This window comes from Streptomyces sp. NPDC012769 (genome assembly GCF_042901205.1).
Classification (GTDB): Bacteria; Actinomycetota; Actinomycetes; order Streptomycetales; family Streptomycetaceae; genus Streptomyces.
In genome coordinates this window covers 424,089-445,386 of record NZ_JBIBCP010000003.1, presented here as the reverse complement: position 1 = coordinate 445,386, position 21,298 = coordinate 424,089, and the positions used below count along the sequence as shown (strand labels likewise).

The window sequence follows — 21,298 nt, the reverse complement described above, 5'->3', positions numbered from 1 at the left end:
CCTGCCGCAGACGTCAGTACCCCTGGCAGGCGAAGGCGGCCCACAGCTCCGGGGCCGCCGGGTCGGTGTCGTGGAGGATGTCGGCGACGGCCCGGGGCATGCCCTCGGGCGGGCGGCGGTCCGGGTCCAGGAGCCAGAGCTGGGTCTCGCGCAGGGCCCGCGCGAGGGGAACGCCGTGGCGGAGGCGGTCGTGGAAGACGTACATCATCAGGCCGGTCGGACCGTCGGGCACCTCCCAGCGCGATCCGACGACGGCGGTCGCTCCGGCGGCGAGGAAGGCCGTGGAGAGGGTGAGGGACTCGTCGAAGTCCCCCGCCAGGTGGTCGCTGACGCAGGCGTCGAGCACGACGAGGCCGCCCGGCGCACCGGGCGGGCGGCCACGGGCCTGCTCCAGGATCGCGCGGACCGACAGCCGTTCCGCGGGCCCGCCGGGTGGCGCCGCGAGGACGAGACAGGCGTCCAGGGGCGACAGTCCGGAAGGACGGGCGTGGCAGGCGAGATGGAGCACGGACGCCCCGGCGCGTTCACGGCCGGGCAGGGCGGCCAGGACCTCGGTGGGCGAGCCCGGCCCCTTCGCCTTGCGGACCCGGCCGAGCAGCAGCCCGTCCGGATAAAGGGCGGCGTGGATCTGCCGGGCCTCCGCGGCGGCGCCGGGCAGGGTCTCGTCCGGGTTGCCGACGATCACGGGCGAGCCGTCGAGCGGGAGCCTCGGGCGGCGGGTCACCTCCTGGAGCTGGCGGGCGGAGGCCGCGTACGAGACCGTCATCCGCTCGACGGCACGGACCGGCCGGCCGCCGTCGCGCAGACCGCTGCTCAGGACCGCCGCGTGCCAGGGAATGCCGCCGAGCTCGCCGAACGGCACCAGGACCAGATGGGGGTCGGGGCCGACCGCGCGGATCAGGGGTGAGCGGGCGAGCGGGGCCATGACCACGGGCCCGGCCCAGTCGCACAGTTCGGCGAGCGCCGCCTGCCAGCGCGCGTGGGCCGCCTCCAGCTCCGCCTTGCGGGCGGCCGCGGCGACGGGATCGGGACCGGGCCCGGGGCCGGTGTGGGGGTCGGCGGCGTCGACCGTATCGGTGGCGTCGAGCAGGGTCTGACGGTCCCGGTGGGCCTCCCGGTAGGCCGTCAGGACGTCAAGGCCGCGCCGCCTCAGCAGGCCGAGGTCGACGGTGCCGATCTCGCCGTCGCGGGTCACGACGACGGCGGTGCCGCCGCTTCCCGTACCGGCGGGGAGGTGGCCGGCGCCTCCGGGTGGCAGGAGGTAGACCAGGGCGTGGGCGTCCGCCCGGCGCAGGGTGGCGGCGATCTCCTCGGTGGGCGGCGGCGCCGTGAGCCGGGTGCCCGCCTCGGAACGGGCCAGGGCCGTGAGCGCGCGCTGCCGCAGGTCGTCGGGGAGCGGTGGTTCCATGCCCTCGCCGAGCGCCCCGAGCAGCGATCCCGAACCGGCGCCCTCCAGGAGCGCACCGAGATCGGCCACCGCCCCCGCGACGGAGGCGCCGGCGGAGGCGGTGGGGCCGCCGTCCCACTCCTCCGCGAGATCGGGGCGGCCCGCCTCCCGCAGCAGGGCGGGCAGGTCGGAGGTGGTGGTGGCGGCGTGCAGGACCTGGCCCCGGCCCAGTTCGAGGGCGTCGAGGGCGCCCCGCAGGTCTCCGTCGGCGAGGCACCAGCGGGCGAACTGCAGGGCCCGGTCGCTCGCGGTGCGGGCCATCTGGAGCGCCGGTTCGGCGGCGGCCTGGAGCAGGACCACGCTCGCTGCCTCGCGCAGCGCGGCGATCCCCGCCTCGCGCGCGTCCCGCAGGTCGTCGTCCCGGCCCCTGCCGGCCCCCGCCCCGGCGGCCCGTACGCCGTCCGTGTCAGGACCGGTGGTGGCAGGGTCCGCGGTGGCGGCGGCGCGGGCGCGGAGTGCCTCGGCGAGGACGTAACCGACCAGGCTGCTCATCGGCGTCGGGGCCCGCCGGCTCATCCGTTCGCGTGCTTCGCGGGCGATCTCGACGGACCGGTCGGCGTCGGCCGGCACACCCGTCCGCTGGAAGCGGTTGAAGAGGAGGACGGCGAGGAGGGCGGTGGCCCGCAGCCCCTCCTGACTGTCCGGCGACATGGCCGCCAGGGTTTCCCGCAGCATGCGCTCGGCGGTCTCGATGCCCCGGGCGTTGTACGGGGTGTACGAGCTGACCATCAGCGCGCCGGCCGTCCTCAGCAGCAGCCGCGGCCGGTCGGGATGGTCCTCGGGGAAGGACTCGACGCTCTCGACCATGGCCATGAGTCCGTCGATCCGGTCCTGCACGCTTCCGCTGAAGTAGGCGTTGATGAAGAGGCTCAGGCCGAAGTCCGCCTCGATGGGCGCGCGGCGGGGGTCGTCCGGGTCGAGGGAGTCCCGCAGCCGGCGCATGGCCGCGACCGAGGCCGCCATGCCCTCGGTGTCGCGCTCGATGAAGGCGAGCATGAACCGCATCTGGACCAGGCCGTGTTCGAGGAACGGACGGTCCCGCTCGACCAGCCGGTGGCCGGTGAAGACCCTGACGCCGCCGGACACCGCGCCGGCCACCTCGCCCAGGTAGCGGTAGGCCGTGTGCAGGTCCTGGAGGTCGCCGCCGGCGAGATAGCGCTGGTAGAGGCCGACGCCCAGGTTCTGCAGGTAGACCACCCGGTTGACGTCGGAGACGGAGGTCTGCCGGAAGGCGGCGGTGAGATGGCGGATGGAGGCGTCGAGGTCGTCACTGGAGTGCGTCAGCGCGTGGCGCTGACTGAGCGCGGCGGCGTACGCCCCGTGGGCGTGGGAGCCGAAGCCGGGTGTCTCGGAGGGCGTGCTCATCGACTCGTTGAGCAGGGCGATGGTCCGGTCGATGTGCTCGATCCTGCGGGCCCCGCGGTCGTCGGCGAGGGTGGCGTGGGCGAGGTGGTTGATCAGCTCGCTGCGCAGCGGGCCGTCGTCGGGGTGGAGTTCCACGGCGCGCTCCAGGTGGAACGCGGCCTCGGCGACGTCGTACCGCTCGGGCTCGTAGTCGTGGAGGGAGTTGAGCAGGCTGCCGAGTGCCGCGTGCCCGCTCGCCCGCAGCGGGTCCTCGTCGGCGAGTCCGCCGAGCGCCTGCCGGAGCAGGACGACGGCCTCGTGGTGGGCGTCGGTCGGGCCCTGACCGGCCGGGTCGACCGGGACGGCCACCGGTCCGCTCCCGTCGCCGCCGCCGTCACCGCTCCCACCATCCCTGTCGGCGGATCCGGAGGGCGGTTCGGGCCGCTCGGCGAGGGCCGCGCCGAGCAGTGCCGTCGCACGGGCGTGGTCGGGGTCCTCGGGGTCGATCAGCCGGTGCAGGTCGCGCAGCCGGGCGAGGCGGGCGGCGCGGTCCTCGGGGCGGACCCTGCCGCCGCCGCGGTTCTGATAGACGTCGATGAGGTGACCGGCGGCGAAGATCCGGGCGGGATGGTCGGAGGGAGCGGTGGCGGCGAGCACTTCCAGGTGGTGGGAGGCCCGTTCGACGTCGTCGGGCTCTTCGGATGCCTGGAGCAGCCGGACCAGACGGACCCGGGTCTCGGCCTCCAGCTGATCCGCCTCGGCCGACTCGCCGAGGTCGGCCGGCTCGGCCTGCCCGAAGAACTCGGCGGGCTCGGCCGGGCGCATCACCTGGAGGAGTTCCTCCAGGAGAGCGGCGGCCGTCCGGAGGTCCACCGGGTCCCGGTCGCGGTCGTAGCGGTCGGCGAGGGCGCAGCCGTAGCTGACGAGCAGTCCGGGGTGCGGCTCTTCGTCGAGGAGCCGGAACCCCTCCTCGAAGACGGCGAGCGCCTCCTCCAGGTCGTCCGGCCCGTCGTCGCCGTCCGTCTCCTCCGTCCCCGCCCCCTCTTCGGGGTTCTCGTACCGATCGTGCAGCAACAGCGCGAGCCGTACGCAGGCGTGCGCGTGGGCGGGGTCGTCCTCCGGCAGGAGGGCGCGGCTCAGGGCGAGCAGGGGTGTCGCCTCCCGCCTCAGGGCGAAGGGGTCCTCCACGCCGTACGCCTCGGCCTGTCCGGTGACGGCCTGCCAGTAGCCCACCGAGAGCGTGAGGCCGTGGAGGTAGCGGACGAAGGCCCGTTGGTACGGGTCGGTCCGCGCGCCCCGTTCTTCGAGCAGGTCCCGGGCGCGCAGCAGGACGTCGCGGCAGCGCCACAGCGAGCGGGCGGCGTCCTCGGGCCGGTCCTGCTCGTCGTGGTGCTCCAGCAGCCGCTGGGCGGCGGCGACCAGTTCCGCCGGATCGGCGCCCTCGGCGGGCACCTCCGGCTCGGCAGGCGCGGCAGCCTCCGCAGGTCCGGCGCCCTCCGTGGGCAGCTCCGGCCCTGCGGTCTCCCGCCACCGGTCGTCGGATCCCGTCATCGTCCCGCGCTCCTGGTACGGCGCAGGGCGAAGGAGCCGGTGGCGGCGCTGAGCGGCAGGGCCAGCAGCAGGGCGGCCCAGAACGCGGCGTGGCCCCAGGTCGCGGCGGTCTCCGCGAAGAACGCCTCCCAGACGGGCACGCTCACGGCCCGGGCGGGCTCCACCGGCGGTGGCCAGGCGCCGAAGACGACCACGCCGGCGAGGCCCCAGCCGAAGATCCGGCGCGCGGTCCGCGGGGTGCACAGGGCGGCGAGGGCGCAGAGCACGGCGCAGGCCACCAGGTAGTGCGACTGGTAGGCGGCTCCCTCCTGCCCCGTGCCCCAGGACGCGGGTGTCGGGTGCTCGCCGGTGAGGGCGACCCGGAACTCCACGGCCGCCCACAGGACGACGACGAGGGTGGCCACGGCGGCGAGGGCGAACAGGACGCGGTCGCGCAGGCCGTCGGAGCCCATGCGCCACTGCACCTCGTTCTGGTACGGACGGCCCGGCAGGCCCGCGCGCGCCCGGCGCCGTTCCGCTCGCTCGCGCCGCAGTCCGGCCTGCTGCTCCTCGTCCGCCCGGGCCCGGCCGAGGAGCTGGTACGCCCAGGTCAGCGTGATCAGGCAGAGGGGAAGGACGGCGAGGGCGGCCACACCGTTCCAGCTGCGCCAGCCGCCGAGCAGCTGCCGGCCCCGCTCCACCAGCCAGTCGGGGGCGTGCAGCAGGTCGAGCGGGGGCAGGTCCGGGCGGCGGTAGCCGACGGCGAGCGCGAGGGCCGCGCACAGGACGAGCGCGCGGACCGGGACGCGGGCCCGGGGGACGGCGAAGACGGCGGCGGCGACCAGCGCGACCGCGCACAGACCGCCCGGGGTCGCGGCCGCCGCGTCGGCGGCCCGGGTCAGCGGGACGACGAGCGGTTCGTCCGGCTTCAGCGCGGCCCAGCCGATGCCGCTGTCGACGACGGTACGGGCCACGGCACCGCTCCACATCAGCGACCACGCCGAGGTGAAGAGGAGGGCGGCCGCGCCGGCTCGGCGCAGCAGCGGCGGCCAGGCGGTCGACCACCACTCGGCGAGGGTGACCTCGTGGTCCTGTCCGAGCGCGTCGGCGCGCAGCAGCCGGGGCAGCAGCACGGCCGCCGCGACCAGGGCCGTCCGCCCGGAGACGGTGGTCGGCGATCCGGCCGCGGCCCTGCGGTGCAGGCCCGCCCAGCGGCGCAGGAAGACCGCGTCCGGGCCGCCGCGGCGCAGGGTGGCACCGACCCGGTGCCGGACGGCGTTCAGATGGGCGAGGAGCACGAGCAGCAGCAGGGGGGCCTTGGCGGCCAGCGGAGCCAGGGCACCGGGCAGCCCGGTGAGCGGCAGCAGCGCCCGCTTCCGGTCCTGGGGGCGGACGAGGAGCGCCGCGGCCAGACCGTACGCGGCGTTCCGCTCGTACGGGCTGAGGTCGGCGGTCCGGCCGTCGCGGTGGCCCAGCGTGGCGGCCTCGGCGCGGACGCCCTCGACCGTGCGCGGGAGTTCGTCGCCGAGGGCGAGCAGCAGCCGACAGCGCCCCTCGCAGCCGTCGTGGCCGCAGCGGAAGCCGGCGGCGACGGTGGGCACCGAGGCGCCGAGCAGTTCGTCGATGAACGTGACGGCGTCGCCGCCCTGGGCGATCCGGGCGACGCCCTCGGCGTCGACGCGCCGGCCGCGGTACTGCGGGGTGGCGTCGGGCGCGAACACGGCGACGAACGCGAGGGCCGCGACGGCGGCGCGGACGGGCCGGTTCGGGCCCTGGTGGAGGTCCCTCAGCTGCCCGATGTCGTAGGCGGTGTCGTCCAGTTCGTCGCGCAGCCAGTCCGCGAGTCTGCGGCCGCCGCCGCCCGCCAGCCAGTCCGCGGCCTCCTGGGAGTACCGGGCCATGGCTGCGGCGAGGCTCTCGGCCTCGTGGTGGGCCTCGCCGCGGAAGGTGATCGGCCGGTTGGCGTGGCGTGCGGTGGCCGGTGCGTCGGGGATGTCGGGCCGTACGACCCGCGGTGTCTCGCCCTTGAGCCAGCGCCGTACCTCCGCCGCCGTCCACCGGTCGTCGGGGTCCTTGGTGAGGAGGCCCTGGAGCAGCAGGTTCTGGCGGGGGTCGGTGACGGCGGTGAGGTCGACCTCGTTGCTGATGATCAGCCGGCGGGTCCAGGCCGTGTCGGTGATCCGGGCCTCGTCGTCGAGCACGTACAACGGCCGGCCGGTGAACACCTGGTAGAGCACCAGACCGAGGGACCACCAGGGGGTGGCCTTGTGGTTCTGGTTGACGATCTGTTCCGGTGCCATGTAGAGCGCGGTGATCTGGACGTCGCGGTAGCTCTGGCTGGCCGTGAAGCGGGCGATGCCGCCGAAGTCGGCGACGACGAACTCGTGGCGGCCCCGGGGGCGGGGCCTGACGAGGATGTTGGCGGGCTTGAGGTCGAGCGGGTTGCGGTCGATGCGGCTCTGCCAGAAGTCGAGCAGTTCGGTGAGCTCGCGGACCGTCTCCTCGGTGTGCGCCCGCTCGCCCTGGCGGGCGCCGTCGCGCGACCGCCCCGCGAGGTGGTCGTCGAGGGTGTCGGGCAGATACTCCATGGCGACCCAGCCGCAGCGGGCGGCGCCGACGGGGAGCTCGCCGAACTCGAGGATCGCGGGGACGTGCCGCCGGAAGTCGGGCGTGGCGAGGTGGTCGAGGGTGTCCATGTCCATCGACTGACCGAGATGCGCGATCTTCACCGCCGCCTCGCGCCCGTCGGCGAGCCGCACGTGCCAGACCGTCCCCTCGCTCCCCGCGCCCGCGATGCCGATCGGCTGGTAGCGGTCGCGTAACGCCTCGGGGAACTCCGCGTGCGGGGTGCTGCCCGGCTCGCGGCGCGTGGGCGGATCGCCGTGCGAGACGGCGCCGGTGGGTGCCTCGGAGTCGTGGGTGGAGGTCGGGGTGGGGATCGGGGTGGGGGTCTGCGACGGCTGGACGCGCGTGGGCGGGCTCGGCTCGGCCCTGCCGGAGGAAGGGGCGGACGTCGGCTGGACGCGCGTGGGCGGACTCGGCTCGGCCTTGGCGGAGGAGGACGTCGGCTGGACGCGCGTGGGCGGACTCGGCTCGGCCTTGGCGGAGGAGGACGTCGGCTGGACGCGCGTGGGCGGGCTGTCCCGTCGTGGCTGCGGGACGTTGGCGTCACACTGCTTGCGGGTGGGCGGGCTCGGGCGGCCGCGCCGGGGCGGCGGGCTGCCGTTCGCCGGGTCTTCGGTCGGGTTGTCGGCCATGAGGTGTCCCCGTTCCCCGGCAGGCCGCCGGGTCCGTACGGATGTCGTGCGTGGGAAGGGCGTGGGGGGTGTACGGGCGTTGCTCCGGGCGCCGGCTAGACCGGGGCCCCGAAGTCGTCGAGCTCGACGACGGTCAGGTCGACGTCCTGGGCCAGCCGAAGCCGGTGCGTGCCGGGCCAGAGCCGGGTGGGGCCGTGGATCCGCTTGCCGTCGACGAAGGTGCCGTTGCTGGAGCGGGTGTCGCGGATGTACAGCTGGCCCGACTCCCAGTAGAGCTCGGCGTGTTCGCGGGAGATCTGGTCGAGCCGGTCGAGCCCGCTGACATGGGCGCACTCGGGGGCGTCCCGGCCGAGCCGGGTGGGCGCCTCGCCCTCGCCGCGCAGGGGTACGAGCGTGCCGGCCAGGACCAGGGCGAGGCGCGCGGGTGCCGAGCGCACCGTGGGCTCGATCCCGGTCACCCGCCCGGCCCCTTCGCCGTGCCCACTCGCGCGCCGGTCCTGGCCCTCCCCGTCGCCCTCGCCCTCCCCGCCGTGCACCTGCTCGGGCGCCACGGTCACGGGCCGCTCGGTCACGACCGGCCCCCGACCCCGAACCTCCCCCTCTCCCCCGCCCGGGGCGGCCCGGGACACGACAGGCTGCACCGCCGTCTCCTCCACCTCGTCGGCCAGGAAGACCCGTTCGGGGACGAGTCGTTCCCACTCGTGGGTGGGGCAGAAGCCGCGGGTGGTCGAGGTGGGGCACTCGTCCGGTGTCACCGGGCACCGGTAGCGGGTCACGGTCGCCATGTGTTCTCCCGAAAGGTCACTCCTCGGGAGGCCAACTCCCGTTCCAGTGATCCTAGTTCGCCTGGACGTGGCACGCCGATCACCCGGACCTCCGTATCGGTGACGCGCACCTGGAGTTCGGGGCGGTCGGCCTCCCGCCGCAGATGGGGCTCGTAACGGAGCCGGCCGAGGGGCGTGCGGGGGACGAGCCGCTGGTTGGCCGAGCCCCGCCAGACGAGGCGGGTCGGTTCGCCCGCGCGGTACCGGCCCGTGATGACCGCGTCCGCGAGGTCCAGCGCGGCCCGCGCCCGCGGCGAACCGGCGATCTCGTCGTCCTCGCGACCGGTGTAGACGAGGAGGTCGGCGTCCGTGCGGCCGGCCGCGCGCCGTTCCCGGTCGGCGGCGGCGAGCAGGTCCGCCAGCGCCGCCGGCTGCTCCAGGGGCTCGCCGCCGCTGACGGTCAGTCCGTCGTAGCCGTCGGCGAGGGCGCGGCGCCACGCCTCGGCCAGTCGCTCGACCTCGACCTCCCGGCCGCCGCGCGGGTCCCAGGTGTGCCGGGACATGCAGCCGGGGCACGCCAGCGGGCAGCCCTGCACCCACACGCCGAGTCGCCGGCCGGGCCCGAGGGCGGTGACGGGTCCGAGGACGTCGGAGACCCTGATGGTCCGGCCGGTCACGTCCACCGCCGTATCCGCAGCGCGTACGTCTCGCCCTCGCCTTCCACCGCCTCGACCTCGATGTGTTCCCCGGGGGTGGGCGGCCGGTGGAACAGCTCGCGCGAGAGGGGGTTGACCAGGGCCGACTCCACGGCGGTGACCACACCGCGGCCGCCGTGGTCGAGCCGGCCCGCCGCCTCGACGCGCAGCACCTCCCAGGCGTCGTCGGACAGCCTCAGCTCGGCGTCGTGGACCTCGCGGACGCGGGCGGTGACCGAGTCCAGCGCCTTGTTCAGGATCAGCGGCACGGAGGCGGGCTGGATGAAGTCCATGGGGACGAAGCTGTCACCGAAGCGGTTGCGGAGCTCGGGCCGTCCGATGTGCTCGTTGAAGAACGTGTCGAACGCCGACCGGAGTGCGTCCCTGACCGCCTCCGGTTTGTCGTGCCGGGTCAGCCGGGGCTGCCGGCGGGCCCGCTCGCGCGCCGCGCGCTCCGCTGCGTCCTCGCCCCCCGCCCCGCCCGCACCGCCCGTACCGTCGGTGCCTTCGCCGGCCTCACCGCCCTCGCCGCCCCCGCTCCCGTCGCCGCCGTCACCGTCACCGCGCCGGTCGGCGCCCTTGGCACCGCGCCGCTCGGCCGCCCGTACCACCTGTGCGTTGACGCCCAGGTTGGAGGTGAAGATCAGCACGCACTCGGTGAAGTGGACGGTGGCGCCCTGGCCGTCGGTGAGCCGGCCGTCCTCCAGGATCTGGAGGAAGAGGTCGAACAGCCTCGGGTGCGCCTTGTCGATCTCGTCGAACAGCAGGACGCTCATGGGGTGCGCCCGCACCGCGTTGGTCAGTTCACCGCCCGCGCTGTGTCCGACGAAGCCGGGCGGGGCGCCGATCAGCCGGTCGCGGGCGTGCTCCTCGGCGAACTCGCTCATGTCGAAGCGGATCGGCCGGGCGTCCTCGCCGAGGATCATCTTCGCGACGCCCTTGGCGAGTTCGGTCTTGCCGACGCCGGTCGGCCCGGACAGGAAGAGGGTGCCGCGCGGCCTGCTCGGCGAACTGGAGGACTGGGCGCCGGTGAGTCCTGCCGCCGACCGCATGAAGATCTCGACCGTGCGGCGGACGGCGTGCGGCTGGCCGATGACATGGGCGTTGAGGTACTTCTCGCCGTTGATGATGTTCTCGCGGACGGCCCGGGTCGCCCACGGGTTGTCGAGCACGCCGACCCGGTAGAGCCGGGCGGCCTCGTCGAGCCGGCCGAGCGGCAGCTGCCGGTCGGCCGCCATCCGGCCCACTGCGAGGATCTCGCCGACCCCGAGGCCGTACGAGGACTTGGCGAGGGCCTCGGCGGCCCGGGCGCGGGCCTCCTCCGGCACGGCTTCGCCGGTGTCGCGGGTCTGGTGCCCGGCGAGCCGGTCGACCACGTACCGCCCGGCGGCGTGGCGCTGGTCGTGCGGTGGCTCGGGCACGGAGATCACCCGCAACGCCCGGCTGCCGATGGCGAATTCGAGCGGCAGGTCCTCCTGCTTCTCCACCACCCAGAAGATCGTGTTGTACGGCGTGACGCCACCGTCACCGGCGACGGGCTGGGCGGTGTGCCCGAGCTCCTCGACGGTGGCCAGGAGGCGCGCCGCCTCCCCCGAGACGGGTCCGCGCGAGGAGCCGAGCCGGTCGGTGTAGGGCACGATGAGGCCGATGGCGGGCCCCCGGTGCCGGACGGCGCCGATGATGATCTCGCGCAGCCGGGCGGTACCCGCCTCGACGTCGTCGTCCTCGTCCGGATCCCGCCCGTCCACCGCGCCCTCCTGTTCGGCGCGGGCGTCCTCCTCCGCCATCCGGCGCAGCGCGGGCGGGAAGGCGAACGGGTCGGCGGTCAGCCGCCAGGCGACCACCCGGTCGATCACGTTGTCCTGCCGGGCCAGGGCGCCGTAGCCGCGGGCGCGGCAGACGGACTCGATGACCTCCTCCAGGCTGTACGGCATGAGGGGCCGGCCCGGCTCCGGCGCGGCCACGCCGCCCTCGCCGTCCTCGGGCAGCAGGAACTGGTCGCGCACGTTGCCGGTGAGCAGGACCTGCGGGTAGACGGCGAGCGCCATGTCGAGTTCGCGGATCCAGGCCGGGGCCACGGGTGCGGCGGTCGGCGGAGGTGGGGGCGGGGACGCCGGCGGGGTGGCGGGTTTCCGTAACGGGTCTCCGTCGCCGGCCTTCCGGAAGGCCGTGTCGTCGTCAGCGCTCACGCTGTCGCTCCTGGTACGTGGGGGACTGCGCGGACCGGTTCCTGTTCTTCCGCCGTCGTGTGCCGCGGTCGCCGTCCTTGGCCCGGTCCGGCCACGGCGCGTCGGGGGCCTCGGCGGTGGGCCGGACGCCGGGCGGCAGGACGGCGGTGCGGTCCAGGGCGACGCCCTTCTCGCGGATGGCGTCCTCGAGGCGGGGCAACTGCTCGTCGCAGAACCAGCGTTGGACCTCGGCGTCGACCTCGGCGGCCGCGGCGTCATCGGCGCCGGCGGCGTCCGAGGCGGTGCTCGGTGCCCGGACGAGTGCGGTGGTCAGACCGGCCCGGTCGGCCGCGAGGGTGACGCGCAGCCCGTATCCGTCGGGCATGCCGCCCTCCCCGGCGTCGGACTCCCCCGCGCCGGTCTCCTCCTCGGCGCCCGGCGCGAAGGGCACGACGACGCTGCCGTCCTCGGTGAGCAGGTCGGCGAAGTCGTCGCCGACGGCGTAGTCCCGCTCACGGAGCACCTGCATGAGGGTGTCGGCGACGGTGGACCGGTGCCGGGCGGTGGTCTCGCGGGCGACGGCCCGGCGCACCTCGTCCGCGAGGTCGGAGGGGTCGGGTGCGTCGGTGACGAGCGGTGCGAGGCGGCGCCGGTCCTCGGGCGAGGCGTCCTCGAGGTGGTCGAGCAGGGCGGCCCGCAGCGCGGCGGCCCGTGCCGCATCGCGCCGCCGGACGGCCGAGCGGTGGACGAGGACGCCCAGGTCCGCCAGGAGGGTGCGGGCGGAATCGGCGCTGCCCGCCCGGCGCAGGGCCTCCAGTCGACGCGCGAAGACCGGCAGGTCGGCGGGGTCGCAGGCGGGGCCGTCCCGTTCGAGCAGTGCCTCGGCCTCGGCGAGGGCGGCCTCGCGGGCGGCCGTCGCCCGGTCCGCCCTCTCGGCGGCCGCTCGGGCCTCCCGGTGGGCGGCCGCCGCCCCCGTCCCGGCTGCCCGGTCGGGTACGGCCTGGCCGTGATCCGTCTCCTCGGGGGGTGCGGACCAGATGCGCGCGGCGGCGCGACCCAGTTCGGCCTCGGCCCGCTCGTTGATCCGGCGGGCCGATTCGAGGGCCCGGGCGAGCTCCGCCGAGTCCGCCTGGGCGGCGGCGGTCACGACGGGCACGTCGACGCGGGCGGTGCGGTGCACCCGGCGCAGTGCCTTGGCCTGGGCGCGGAGGTCGCGTGATCGGGCCGACTCCTGGGCGAGCTGGGCGCGCAGTTCGCGTCGTCGCTCGGCCTCCACGTCGACGTAGGTCCACTGGTATGCCGCGGAGTTGCTCAAGGACCCTCCCCCGGGGGCCGCGTGTGATGCCGGACACCCATGATGCCTCACGCGCCGGGTGCGCGGAGCCGGTCGTCCGATATCAATCGCCGCCCGTCGGGGGGCTGTTACGGTGTCGGTGATCACGGAGAGGTGGTGTCGCGGTGGCCTTCGACCCGCAGGGAGGGGCGGCGTTCCTCGCGGTGGCCGTGGAGACCATCCAGCGGCACTGGCGCGAGCTGTATCCGCTGCTCGACGCGGAGGCCCGGGCGGAGCTGATCGAGATCCTGGAGGACGCCGAGTCGGATCCGGTGGCCGCGGCCCGTGACCTGCGCGAACTGATCAAGCCGTTCACCCCGCCCGACCATCCCGCGCGGCGCGCCCTGACGCCGACGGGCGTCCGGCTACGGCCGACGACCGGCGAGCCGCCCGCCGACGCCGTACTCCTGCCGATGCTGAGCGCGTTGCGCACGGCGGCGCTGACGGGGACGGCGGACGGAACCGAGCCGGAGGTGTCCCGAGTGGACGGGACCGAGCCGGAGGTGTCCCGCGCGGGCGGCGACGACGCGCCCGCCGTTCCCCGCCTGCCCGCCGCGGCACCCGCCCCGGCGCCCTCTCCGCCGCCCTTCGCGACGCTGAAGATCCGCGTCGCCGCGCTCGTCTACTGCGGGAACGAGGTCGCGCTCATCCGCCGTGACCGTGCCGACTCCGTCCACTACACCCCTCCCGGCGGGAACGTCGAACCGGGCGAGGACCTGGGGGAGGCGCTCGCGCGGGAGCTCCATGAGGAGCTGGGGCTCGATGTGGGGCGGGCCGAGGGGGGCGAGCTGGTGTGGGTGGCCGATCAGCGGGTCAGCCGGCCCGGGCCGACACCGCCGCCGCGCAAGCTGCACCTGATCTACCGGCTGCGGATCGATCCCGCGGTACGGGCGGGGCTGGCCACCGAGGAGTTCGACGAGCTGCCGGACGGCGGCCGCGAGACCGGGCACATCGTGTGGGTCGACCACCGGGCGGCGGCGGAGCTGCCCGTCTTCCCGCCCCTCGGGCCGCGGCTGGCCGCCCTCGGGCCCGACACCGCGGTCACCGACGCCGCCCTCCCGGCGATCACGGACGACACGTACCGCTGGGTGTAGCGGGGCCGCCGGCACGACCCGGTCGGGGGAATGTGCGGCCCGGGGCGTGGCCCGGGGGCGGCCGGGTGGTACGTCGATGGCCATGCAGCCAGGCTCTCCCCCCGCGGTCGCCCCCTTCCTCCGTACGGCCGCCGCCTACGCGTGGCGCCTTCTCGTCGTCGGCGCCTTCGTCTACGGCCTGTTCGCCCTGCTCGGGAGGTTCCACGAGATCGGGGTGGCCGTGTTCCTGGGGCTCGTGGTCACCGCGCTGCTGCGGCCGGTCGCCAACCTGGTCGCGCGCGGGCTGCCCCGCCCCTTCGCGGTGGCCTTGACGCTGCTCGGCGGCATCGCCCTGGTCCTGGGCGTCCTGACGCTGGTCGGCGAGGCGGTCGCGGGCGAGCGGACGACACTGGTGCGCGAGTTCCGGGACGGCGTGGGCCGGATCGAGCGGTGGCTGGAGCAGCCGCCGTTCCGGCTGGACCAGCACGCGTTGTCGGACGTGCAGTCGAGGATCGGGCAGTTCCTCGCCGACCATCGTTCGACGCTGGTCAGTGAAGCGGTGAGCGGGGCGCACCACGCGGTGGCGGTGCTGACCACGCTGGCGCTCGCGTTGTTCTCCTCGGTGTTCTTCATCCACGCGGGCGACCGCCAGTGGGCGTGGTTCCGGGAGCAGTTGCCCGTGTCCGTGCGGGGCCGGGTGGATCTCGGCGGCCGGGCGGCGTGGCGTACGTTCACGGGGTACACCCACGGGATCGTGCTGGTGGCGGCGACGAACGCGGTGCTCGTGGGGATCGCCCTGTGGCTGCTGGGGGTGCCGCTCGCGGTGCCGCTGGCGCTTCTGGAGTTCGCGGCCGCGTTCGTCCCGCTGATCGGTTCGCCGATCGCGCTCGCGGTGGCCTCGGTCGTGGCGCTGGCGTCCCAGGGGCCTTTCGTGGCGCTGGTCGTGATCGCGTTGATCGTGGTGATCGGCCAGATCGAGGGTCATCTGCTCCACCCCCTGGTGATGAGCTGGGCCGTACGGCTGCACCCGTTGGTGGTGGCCGTCTCGGTCGTCGCCGGTTCGATCGCGGCCGGCATCGTCGGGGCGGTGGTGGCGGTGCCGTTGGTGTCGGTGGTGTGGTCGGTGCACACGGCCCTGCGCGGGGCCCGCGCGGCGGAGCGGGCCCCGGAGTCAGCCCCTTGAGGGCGGTCGGCGGTGTGAGGTGAGGATGCTGAGCGCGTTCGCGGTGACGACGGCGCCGATCGCGGCTGCGTCGGCCCAGCCGAGGCGCTGGCCGAGGCCGATCCGGCCGACGAGTGCCGCGAGGACGGGGTTGACGCTCATGAAGAGGCCGAAGGCCGCGGGCGGGACGTGGCGCAGGGTGAAGAGGTCCACGAGGTAGGGAACGGCGGAGGCGAGGACGCCGGCGGCGACGGCGTACCCGAGCGAGGCGGCGGTCGGCGGGTGGCGCAGGGCGACGACGGCTCCGACGGGCAGGAAGGTCAGGGCGGACAGGGCGGCCGCGGCGGCGCTGCCCTGGGCGCCGGGCAGGCGGCTGCCGACGGTGCGGTTGAGCAGGATGTAGGCCGCCCAGCAGACGGCGCCGAGGAGGCCGAAGCCCATGCCGACGTAGTCGGTGCTGGGCTGGGGGCGCATGAGGATGACGACGCCGGCGGCGGCGAGGACGGCGCAGCAGGCGTCGACGCGGCGGCGGGTGGCGGCGAGGGCGAGGGTGAGGGGGCCGAGGAACTCCAGGGTGACGGCGAGTCCGAGGCCGACGCGGTCGATGGCCGTGTAGAGGGAGAGGTTCATCGTGCCGAACACGACCGCGAGCAGGATCACCGGCTGCCACTGGTGGCGGGTGAAGTCGCGCAGCCGGGGGCGGGCGACGGCGAGGAGGACGACGGCGGCGACGTACTGACGGACGGCGACGACTCCGACGGGGCCGAGGACGGGGAAGGCGAGGGAGCCGGTCGCGGCGCCGATCTGGTTGGACAGGCCGCTGCCGAGCATGGCGGCCACTCCGGCCGGGGACGTGCGGTGGGCGGTGGGGGTTCGGTTCACCGCGGCGGGTGCGACGGGGGCTGCGGGCATGGCCCGATGGTCCTCGTCGCCGGCGCTTGCACAAAATGCATGACCGGATTCCATCTATACGCTTGTCGTATGGATGTGGAACTTCGGCAGCTGCGGTGTCTCGTCGCGATCGTCGACGAGGGCACCTTCACGGACGCCGCGCTCGCGCTCGGCGTCTCGCAGGCCGCGGTCTCCCGGACCCTGGCTTCCCTGGAACGGTCTCTCGGCGTGCGGCTGTTGCGCCGCACCTCCCGCTCGGTGACGCCGACGGCCACCGGGACGCGGGTGGTGGGGCATGCCCGGCGGGTGCTGGCGGAGGCGGACGAGCTGGTCCGGGAGGCGGCGTCCGGGGAACGCGTCCTGCGGATCGGCTACGCCTGGTCGGCGCTGGGACGGCACACCCCGGCGTTCCAGCGCCGCTGGGCCGCCGCCCATCCCGAGATCGAGCTCCGGCTGGTCCGGGTGAACTCGCCCAGTGCCGGGCTCGCCGAGGGTTCGTGCGACCTGGCCGTGCTGCGCAGGCCGCCGGCGGACCGGCGCTTCGACTCGGCGATCGTGGGCCTCGAGCGGCGGCTGTGCGCGATGGCCGCCGACGAGCCGCTGGCCCGGCGCCGTTCGGTGCGGCTCGCCGATCTCAGCGGGCACACACTGCTGATCGACCGGCGCACCGGGACCACGACGCCGGAGCTGTGGCCGCCCGACTCCCGGCCGGCGACGGAGGAGACGTACGACGTGGACGACTGGCTCACGGCGATCTCGACGGGCCGCCGGATCGGCATGAGCGCGGAGGCCACGGCCAGTCAGTACCGCCGGCCCGGCGTGGTCTACCGGCCGGTGCGCGACGCCGAGCCGGTCGCGGTGCGCCTGGCCTGGTGGCGGGACGATCCGCATCCCGCCGCACAGCCGGTGATCGAGCTGCTCAGCGCGCTCTACCGGGGTCCCGGCTCGGTCAGATGACCTGACGGGCGCGCAGCGCGTCGATGTCCGCCGGGCCGTAGCCCAGTTCGGCGAGGAGGTCGGCGGTGTGCTCGCCGACGGCGGGGACGGCGTCCATCCGCGGGCTGGTGCCGGCGAGGTCGGCCGGCGGCAGCAGGGCGGGCACCTGGGCGCCGCCGGGTATGCGGACGTCCCGCCAGCGCTCGCGGGCGTCGAGGACGGGGTGGGCCAGGAACTCGGTCATGTCGTTGACGCCCGCGTTGGCGATGCCCGCCTCGTCGAGGAGCTTGCCGGCCGTGGCGCTGTCGAGTGCGGCGAACCGCTCGGCCACCAGGGCGTCGAGCTCCTCGCGGTGGGCGACGCGGTCGGAGCCGGTGGCGAACCGCGGGTCGACGGCGAGCGCGGGCCGCTCCAGGAACCGCTCGCACAGGGCGACCCATTCGCGCTCGTTCTGGATGGAGAACAGCACGTCCTTGCCGTCGGCGGCGGTGAAGGCGCCGTAGGGGGCGATGGTGGCGTGCCGGGTGCCGATGCGCGGCGGCTGGGTGCCGCCGTAGCGGGTGTAGTAGGCGGGCTGGTGCATCCACTCGGCGAGGGCCTCGAAGAGGGAGACCTCGACGGCGCGGGCGACGCCGGTGGTGGCGCGGGTGAACAGGGCGGTCAGGATGCCGCTGTAGAGGTACATGCCGGCGGCGATGTCGGCGACCGAGACGCCGGCCCGGGCGGTGCCGTGCTCGTTGCCGGTGAGCGAGACCAGGCCGGTCTGGCACTGCACGAGCAGGTCGTACGCCTTGCGCTCGGCCCACGGCCCGCTCGTCCCGTATCCGGAGAGGCCGGCCGGGATCAGCGAGGGGAACCGCTCGGCGAGTGCCTCGGGGGCGAGGCCCAGCCGGGCGGCCGCCCCGGGCGCCAGGTTCTGCACGAACACGTCGGCCGCGCCGAGCAGCCGCTCCAGGACCTCGCGGCCGGCCTCCGTCTTCAGGTCGAGCGTGATCGACTCCTTGGAACGGTTGAGCCACACGAAGTAGCTCGACTCCCCGTGCACGGTGGTGTCGTACCGGCGCGCGAAGTCGCCGCCGCCCGGCCGCTCGACCTTGATCACCCGGGCACCGAGGTCGGCCAGCTGGCGGGTGGCGAAGGGGGCGGCCACCGCCTGTTCGACGCTGACGACGGTGATGCCGGAGAGCGGCAGGTCTGTGGGACGTCCGGACATCGGGCGACCTCCTGGGCCGTGGGGTTCGGCGGCTGGGCTAGAGCGGGTTGGAGCCCGGTCAGCGTATGACGGCGTCGGACAGGGCGTGCAGGCGGAGGGCCAGCTGGATCTCCAGGGCGCGGGCCGGGGCCTGCCAGTCGGGGCCGAGCAGTCTGCCGATCCGCTCGACGCGCTGGGCCACGGTGTTCACGTGGACGTGGAGGTCGTCCTTGGTACGGGCGGGGCTCATCCCGCTCGCGAAGTAGGCGTCCATGGTGCGCACCAGGTCCGTGCCGCGGCGGCGGTCGTAGGCGATGACCTGGCCGATGGTGCGGTCGACGAAGCCCTCGATGTCGCGGGTGTCGGCGAGCAGCAGACCGAGGAAGCCGAGGTCCTCGGCGGCGGCGCCCTCGCCCTGGCGGTGCAGGAGCCGCAGGGCGTCCAGGCAGCGGCGCGCCTCCTCGTAGGCGGGGGCCACCCGGTCGGGATGGGCGAGGGGTGCGGCGACGGGGGCGGAGGCGCCGACGGTGACGGGCTCGCGCAGGGCTCCGCCCAAGTGTTTCGCGGTCTGCCGGGCCAGTTCCGCCGCGCTCTCGCCGGGGCCGAGGGGCAGCAGCAGGACCGTGCCTCCGTCGCGGGCCGAGGCCAGGCCGTGGCGGGTGGCGGCCAGGTGCGAGGCGGCCGAGCGCAGCCGCTGGCGGTCCGCGCTCTCCCGGCCGCCGGGGTCGGGGTCGGGACCGGCGCCGGCCCGGTCGATGCGGGCGGCGAGCACCACATGGGGGGCGTCGCTGTCGGTGTGCAGCCGGGCGGCGCGCTCGCGCAGCAGCCGCCGGTCGCGGTCCGGCGCGTCGAGGAGGTCGTCGAGGAGCTCGCCGCGGACCCGCTGCTCGGCCTCGCCGGCGGAGCGGCGGGCGAGCAGCAGCAGGGAGGTGACGAGGGCGGCCCGCTCGAGGGTGCGCAGGTCGACGGGGTCGAGGTCGGGGCGCCCGCGCAGGACGAGGGTGCCGAAGGTCTCGCCGCCGGCGGCGACGGCGGCGATCCAGTCGTCGCCGTCCCGGGTGGCGTGGCCTTCGGAGATCCTGGCGGGGCCCGGCCGCTGCTCGACGAACTCGACGGTGCCGCCGAGGACTTCGGAGACGGCGGCGGTCACGTCGTGGACCCCGCCGCCGCGCAGGACGAGCTCGGTGAGCCGGTCGTGGACCTCGGAGGCCCGCTCGATGACGCCGCTGTGCTCCCGGATGATGTCGTTGGCCCGCTCCAGCTCGGCGAGGGCGGAGCGGGTCTCGGCGAGCAGGTTGGCGGTGTCGATGGCGACGGCCGCGTGGGCGGCGAAGGAGCCGAGCAGGGCGACCTGCTCCCGCTCGAAGACGCGGGCCCTGCGGTCGGCGGCGAAGAGGACGCCGATGACCTGGCTGCCGAGGGTGAGGGGCACGCCGAGGATGGCGACCAGGCCCTCGTCGCCGACGGCGCTGTCGATGGCCTCGGTGTGCTGGAACCGCTCGTCGCGGAAGTAGTCGTCCGTGACATAGGGGCGCGCGGTCTGGGCGACGAGCCCGCCGAGCCCCTCCCCCATGCCGAGCCGCACCTGCTGGAACCTGGCCGAGACCGAGCCCTCCGTGACCCGCATGTACGTGTCGCCCCGCGCCGGGTCGTTGAGGCTGAGGTAGGCGACCTCGGTGCCGAGCAGGGAGCGGGCGCGCTGGACGATGGCGCGCAGCACGTCGTCGAGGTCGCGCAGGCCCGCGAGGTCGTGGGCGGTCTCGAACAGCGCCGACAGCTCGGCCTCGCGGCGCCGCCGGCCCTCCAGCTCGGCACGCACCCTGAGAGCGAGCAGCTTGGCCTGCTCAAGGCCGGCCAGCTCCTCGGGGCCCGCGCCGCTCGCACGGGCGAGCAGCACGGGCCGGTCGTACGCCTCGGTCGCGGCGCCGCGGGCGAGGAGCTCCAGGTAGACGGCCTGTTCGTGGGTCATGGTCACAGGGATACCTGCCGTTCGGGAGGTCGCACCACCCCTGGGGCCCCCGGACGGAGTCGGGGGGAGGGACAACCGCCTGTGGACAACGGCTGCGGCGCTCAGTGGGCCGTCCAGCCTCCGTCGAGGGCCAGCGAGGCGCCGGTGACGAAGGAGGCCTGCGGCGTGCAGAGGTAGAGCACGGCCTCCGCGACCTCCTCGGGCTCGATGAGCCGCTTCAGCGCCGAGTCCTTCAGCAGGACGTCGGCCACCACCCGCTCCGGTGGGATCCCGTGGGCGGCGGCCTGGTCCGCGATCTGGCGCTCGACGAGCGGCGTTCGCACATAACCGGGGTTCACGCAGTTGGAGGTGACGCCGTGCGGGGCGCCTTCGAGGGCCGCGGTCTTGGAGAGGCCCTCCAAGCCGTGTTTGGCGGCCACATAGGCGGACTTGTAGGCGGAGGCGCGCAGCCCGTGGACGGAGGAGATGTTGACGATCCGGCCCCAGCCGCGTGCGTACATCTGCGGGAGGGCGCCCCGGATCAGCCGGAACGGTGCCTCCAGCATCACGGTGAGGACGGTGTGGAAGACGTCCGGGGGGAAGTCCTCGATGGGGCGGACGAGCTGGAGTCCGGCGTTGTTCACGAGGATGTCGGCGCCCGCGGCGGCGGCCTCCGCGGCGTCCAGGTCGGTGAGGTCGAGCAGCCGGCTCTCGACCTGTCCGGGCAGTCCGCGCGCGGCCTCGGTGAGGGCGCCGAGTCCTTCGGCGGCCCGGTCGACGGCTCTGACCCGGGCTCCGGCGGCGGCGAGCCGCAGGGCGCAGGCCCGTCCGATGCCGCCGGCCGCGCCGGTGACGAGCGCGGTGCGCCCGGAGAGGTCGAGGGTGACGGACCCGGTGGCGGGCCGGGGCGCGGGGGCCTGGGACGGGACGGGCCCTGATGTGGTGGGGGCGCTCATGCTCCGCACCTTATGAAGCGCCCCACCTCCGACCGATGTGTGCCGGGCACACAGTTCAGCCCAGGGGCGTGGTGTCGAACCATGTGGGCTCGTCGGCGAGCGCCCGCTCGATGCGGAAGTGCGAGAAACGCTTCATCTCCGGGAGCGCGTCCAGCTCGAACCAGCCGACCTCCGTCGACTCGTCGTCGTTCACCCGGGCCTCGCCCCCGACGGCCCGGCACCGGAACGAGACGTCCATGAACTGGCACTGGTCGCCGTTGGGGTAGACGACCGGCTTGCGCAGGGTCTGGACCAGCACGACCCGCTCCACCTCGCAGCGCACGCCGGTCTCCTCGTACACCTCGCGGACGGCGCAGGCGGCGGGCTGCTCGCCGGGCTCGACGATGCCGCCGACGATCGCCCACGTCCCGGTGTCCGCCCTGCGGCCGAGCAGGACGCGTCCCCGGTCGTCGAAGACGACGGCGGACACCCCCGGCAGGAACAGCAGCTGGTGGCCGGCGGTGGCGCGAAGGTCGCGGATGAAGTCAGGGGTGCCCATGCCTCGACCCTAGATGATCACTGCCGGCGGTCGGCCGAGGCCCGGTCCGGTCGGACCGGGCCCG

General features: G+C 75.2%; 14 protein-coding genes. 3 read left to right on the top strand and 11 right to left on the bottom strand.

What is annotated here, in order from left to right; all coding sequences use genetic code 11:
• Positions 1 to 13 precede the first annotated feature (13 nt).
• The 6 genes from ACFY7C_RS17245 to ACFY7C_RS17220 form a co-directional block, all read right to left on the bottom strand.
• Positions 14 to 4,342 (bottom strand): CHAT domain-containing protein, encoded by a 4,329-nt coding sequence (locus ACFY7C_RS17245; RefSeq protein WP_389650553.1) that lies wholly within the window; start codon positions 4,340 to 4,342, stop codon positions 14 to 16.
• Positions 4,339 to 7,578, bottom strand: a complete 3,240-nt coding sequence (locus tag ACFY7C_RS17240) for a hypothetical protein (protein WP_389650550.1) — start codon at positions 7,576 to 7,578, stop codon at positions 4,339 to 4,341. Before ACFY7C_RS17240 ends, ACFY7C_RS17245 begins: the two co-directional genes overlap by 4 nt.
• Before the next feature lie 95 nt (positions 7,579 to 7,673).
• On the bottom strand, positions 7,674 to 8,363 hold the full coding sequence (locus ACFY7C_RS17235) for an FHA domain-containing protein (RefSeq protein WP_389650547.1): 690 nt from the start codon (positions 8,361 to 8,363) through the stop codon (positions 7,674 to 7,676).
• Positions 8,351 to 9,019 carry a 4Fe-4S cluster-binding domain-containing protein gene (locus ACFY7C_RS17230; protein WP_389650545.1) on the bottom strand — a complete coding sequence of 223 codons (669 nt, stop codon included), beginning with the start codon at positions 9,017 to 9,019 and terminating at the stop codon, positions 8,351 to 8,353. The genes ACFY7C_RS17235 and ACFY7C_RS17230 overlap by 13 nt, the downstream gene beginning before the upstream one ends.
• Complete coding sequence (locus ACFY7C_RS17225) at positions 9,016 to 11,226, bottom strand: AAA family ATPase (protein WP_389650542.1); 2,211 nt, start codon at positions 11,224 to 11,226, stop codon at positions 9,016 to 9,018. Before ACFY7C_RS17225 ends, ACFY7C_RS17230 begins: the two co-directional genes overlap by 4 nt.
• Complete coding sequence (locus tag ACFY7C_RS17220; RefSeq protein WP_389650539.1) at positions 11,216 to 12,520, bottom strand: hypothetical protein; 1,305 nt, start codon at positions 12,518 to 12,520, stop codon at positions 11,216 to 11,218. The genes ACFY7C_RS17225 and ACFY7C_RS17220 overlap by 11 nt, the downstream gene beginning before the upstream one ends.
• A 143-nt stretch (positions 12,521 to 12,663) precedes the next feature.
• Between ACFY7C_RS17220 and ACFY7C_RS17215 the strand changes: the two genes are divergently transcribed.
• Together ACFY7C_RS17215 and ACFY7C_RS17210 are read left to right on the top strand one after the other, a co-directional pair.
• Entirely contained in the window at positions 12,664 to 13,632 is a 969-nt protein-coding gene (locus tag ACFY7C_RS17215) for an NUDIX domain-containing protein (RefSeq protein WP_389650536.1), read from the top strand.
• 82 nt (positions 13,633 to 13,714) lie between these two features.
• A complete protein-coding gene (locus ACFY7C_RS17210) occupies positions 13,715 to 14,794 on the top strand; it encodes an AI-2E family transporter (protein WP_389652702.1) in 1,080 nt (359 codons plus the stop codon).
• Here ACFY7C_RS17210 and ACFY7C_RS17205 read toward each other — a convergent pair.
• Positions 14,783 to 15,685: a DMT family transporter gene (locus ACFY7C_RS17205; protein ID WP_389650534.1), complete on the bottom strand. Its 903-nt coding sequence runs from the start codon at positions 15,683 to 15,685 to the stop codon at positions 14,783 to 14,785. The genes ACFY7C_RS17210 and ACFY7C_RS17205 overlap by 12 nt on opposite strands.
• A 69-nt stretch (positions 15,686 to 15,754) precedes the next feature.
• On the opposite strand from ACFY7C_RS17205, the gene ACFY7C_RS17200 reads away from it, so the two are divergent.
• Entirely contained in the window at positions 15,755 to 16,621 is an 867-nt protein-coding gene (locus ACFY7C_RS17200; RefSeq protein WP_389650533.1) for a LysR family transcriptional regulator, read from the top strand.
• Here the strand turns inward: ACFY7C_RS17200 and ACFY7C_RS17195 are convergent.
• From ACFY7C_RS17195 to ACFY7C_RS17180, 4 genes are all read right to left on the bottom strand, one after another.
• Positions 16,614 to 17,813 (bottom strand): CaiB/BaiF CoA transferase family protein, encoded by a 1,200-nt coding sequence (locus ACFY7C_RS17195; RefSeq protein WP_389650531.1) that lies wholly within the window; start codon positions 17,811 to 17,813, stop codon positions 16,614 to 16,616. The two genes, ACFY7C_RS17200 and ACFY7C_RS17195, sit on opposite strands and share 8 nt — an antisense overlap.
• A gap of 58 nt (positions 17,814 to 17,871) precedes the next feature.
• Positions 17,872 to 19,761, bottom strand: a complete 1,890-nt coding sequence (locus tag ACFY7C_RS17190; protein WP_389650529.1) for a helix-turn-helix domain-containing protein — start codon at positions 19,759 to 19,761, stop codon at positions 17,872 to 17,874.
• Positions 19,762 to 19,862: 101 nt separating this feature from the next.
• Complete coding sequence (locus tag ACFY7C_RS17185; RefSeq protein ID WP_389650526.1) at positions 19,863 to 20,696, bottom strand: 3-hydroxybutyrate dehydrogenase; 834 nt, start codon at positions 20,694 to 20,696, stop codon at positions 19,863 to 19,865.
• 55 nt (positions 20,697 to 20,751) lie between these two features.
• Positions 20,752 to 21,234 carry an NUDIX domain-containing protein gene (locus ACFY7C_RS17180; RefSeq protein ID WP_389650523.1) on the bottom strand — a complete coding sequence of 161 codons (483 nt, stop codon included), beginning with the start codon at positions 21,232 to 21,234 and terminating at the stop codon, positions 20,752 to 20,754.
• Between the last annotated feature and the right edge of the window lie 64 nt (positions 21,235 to 21,298).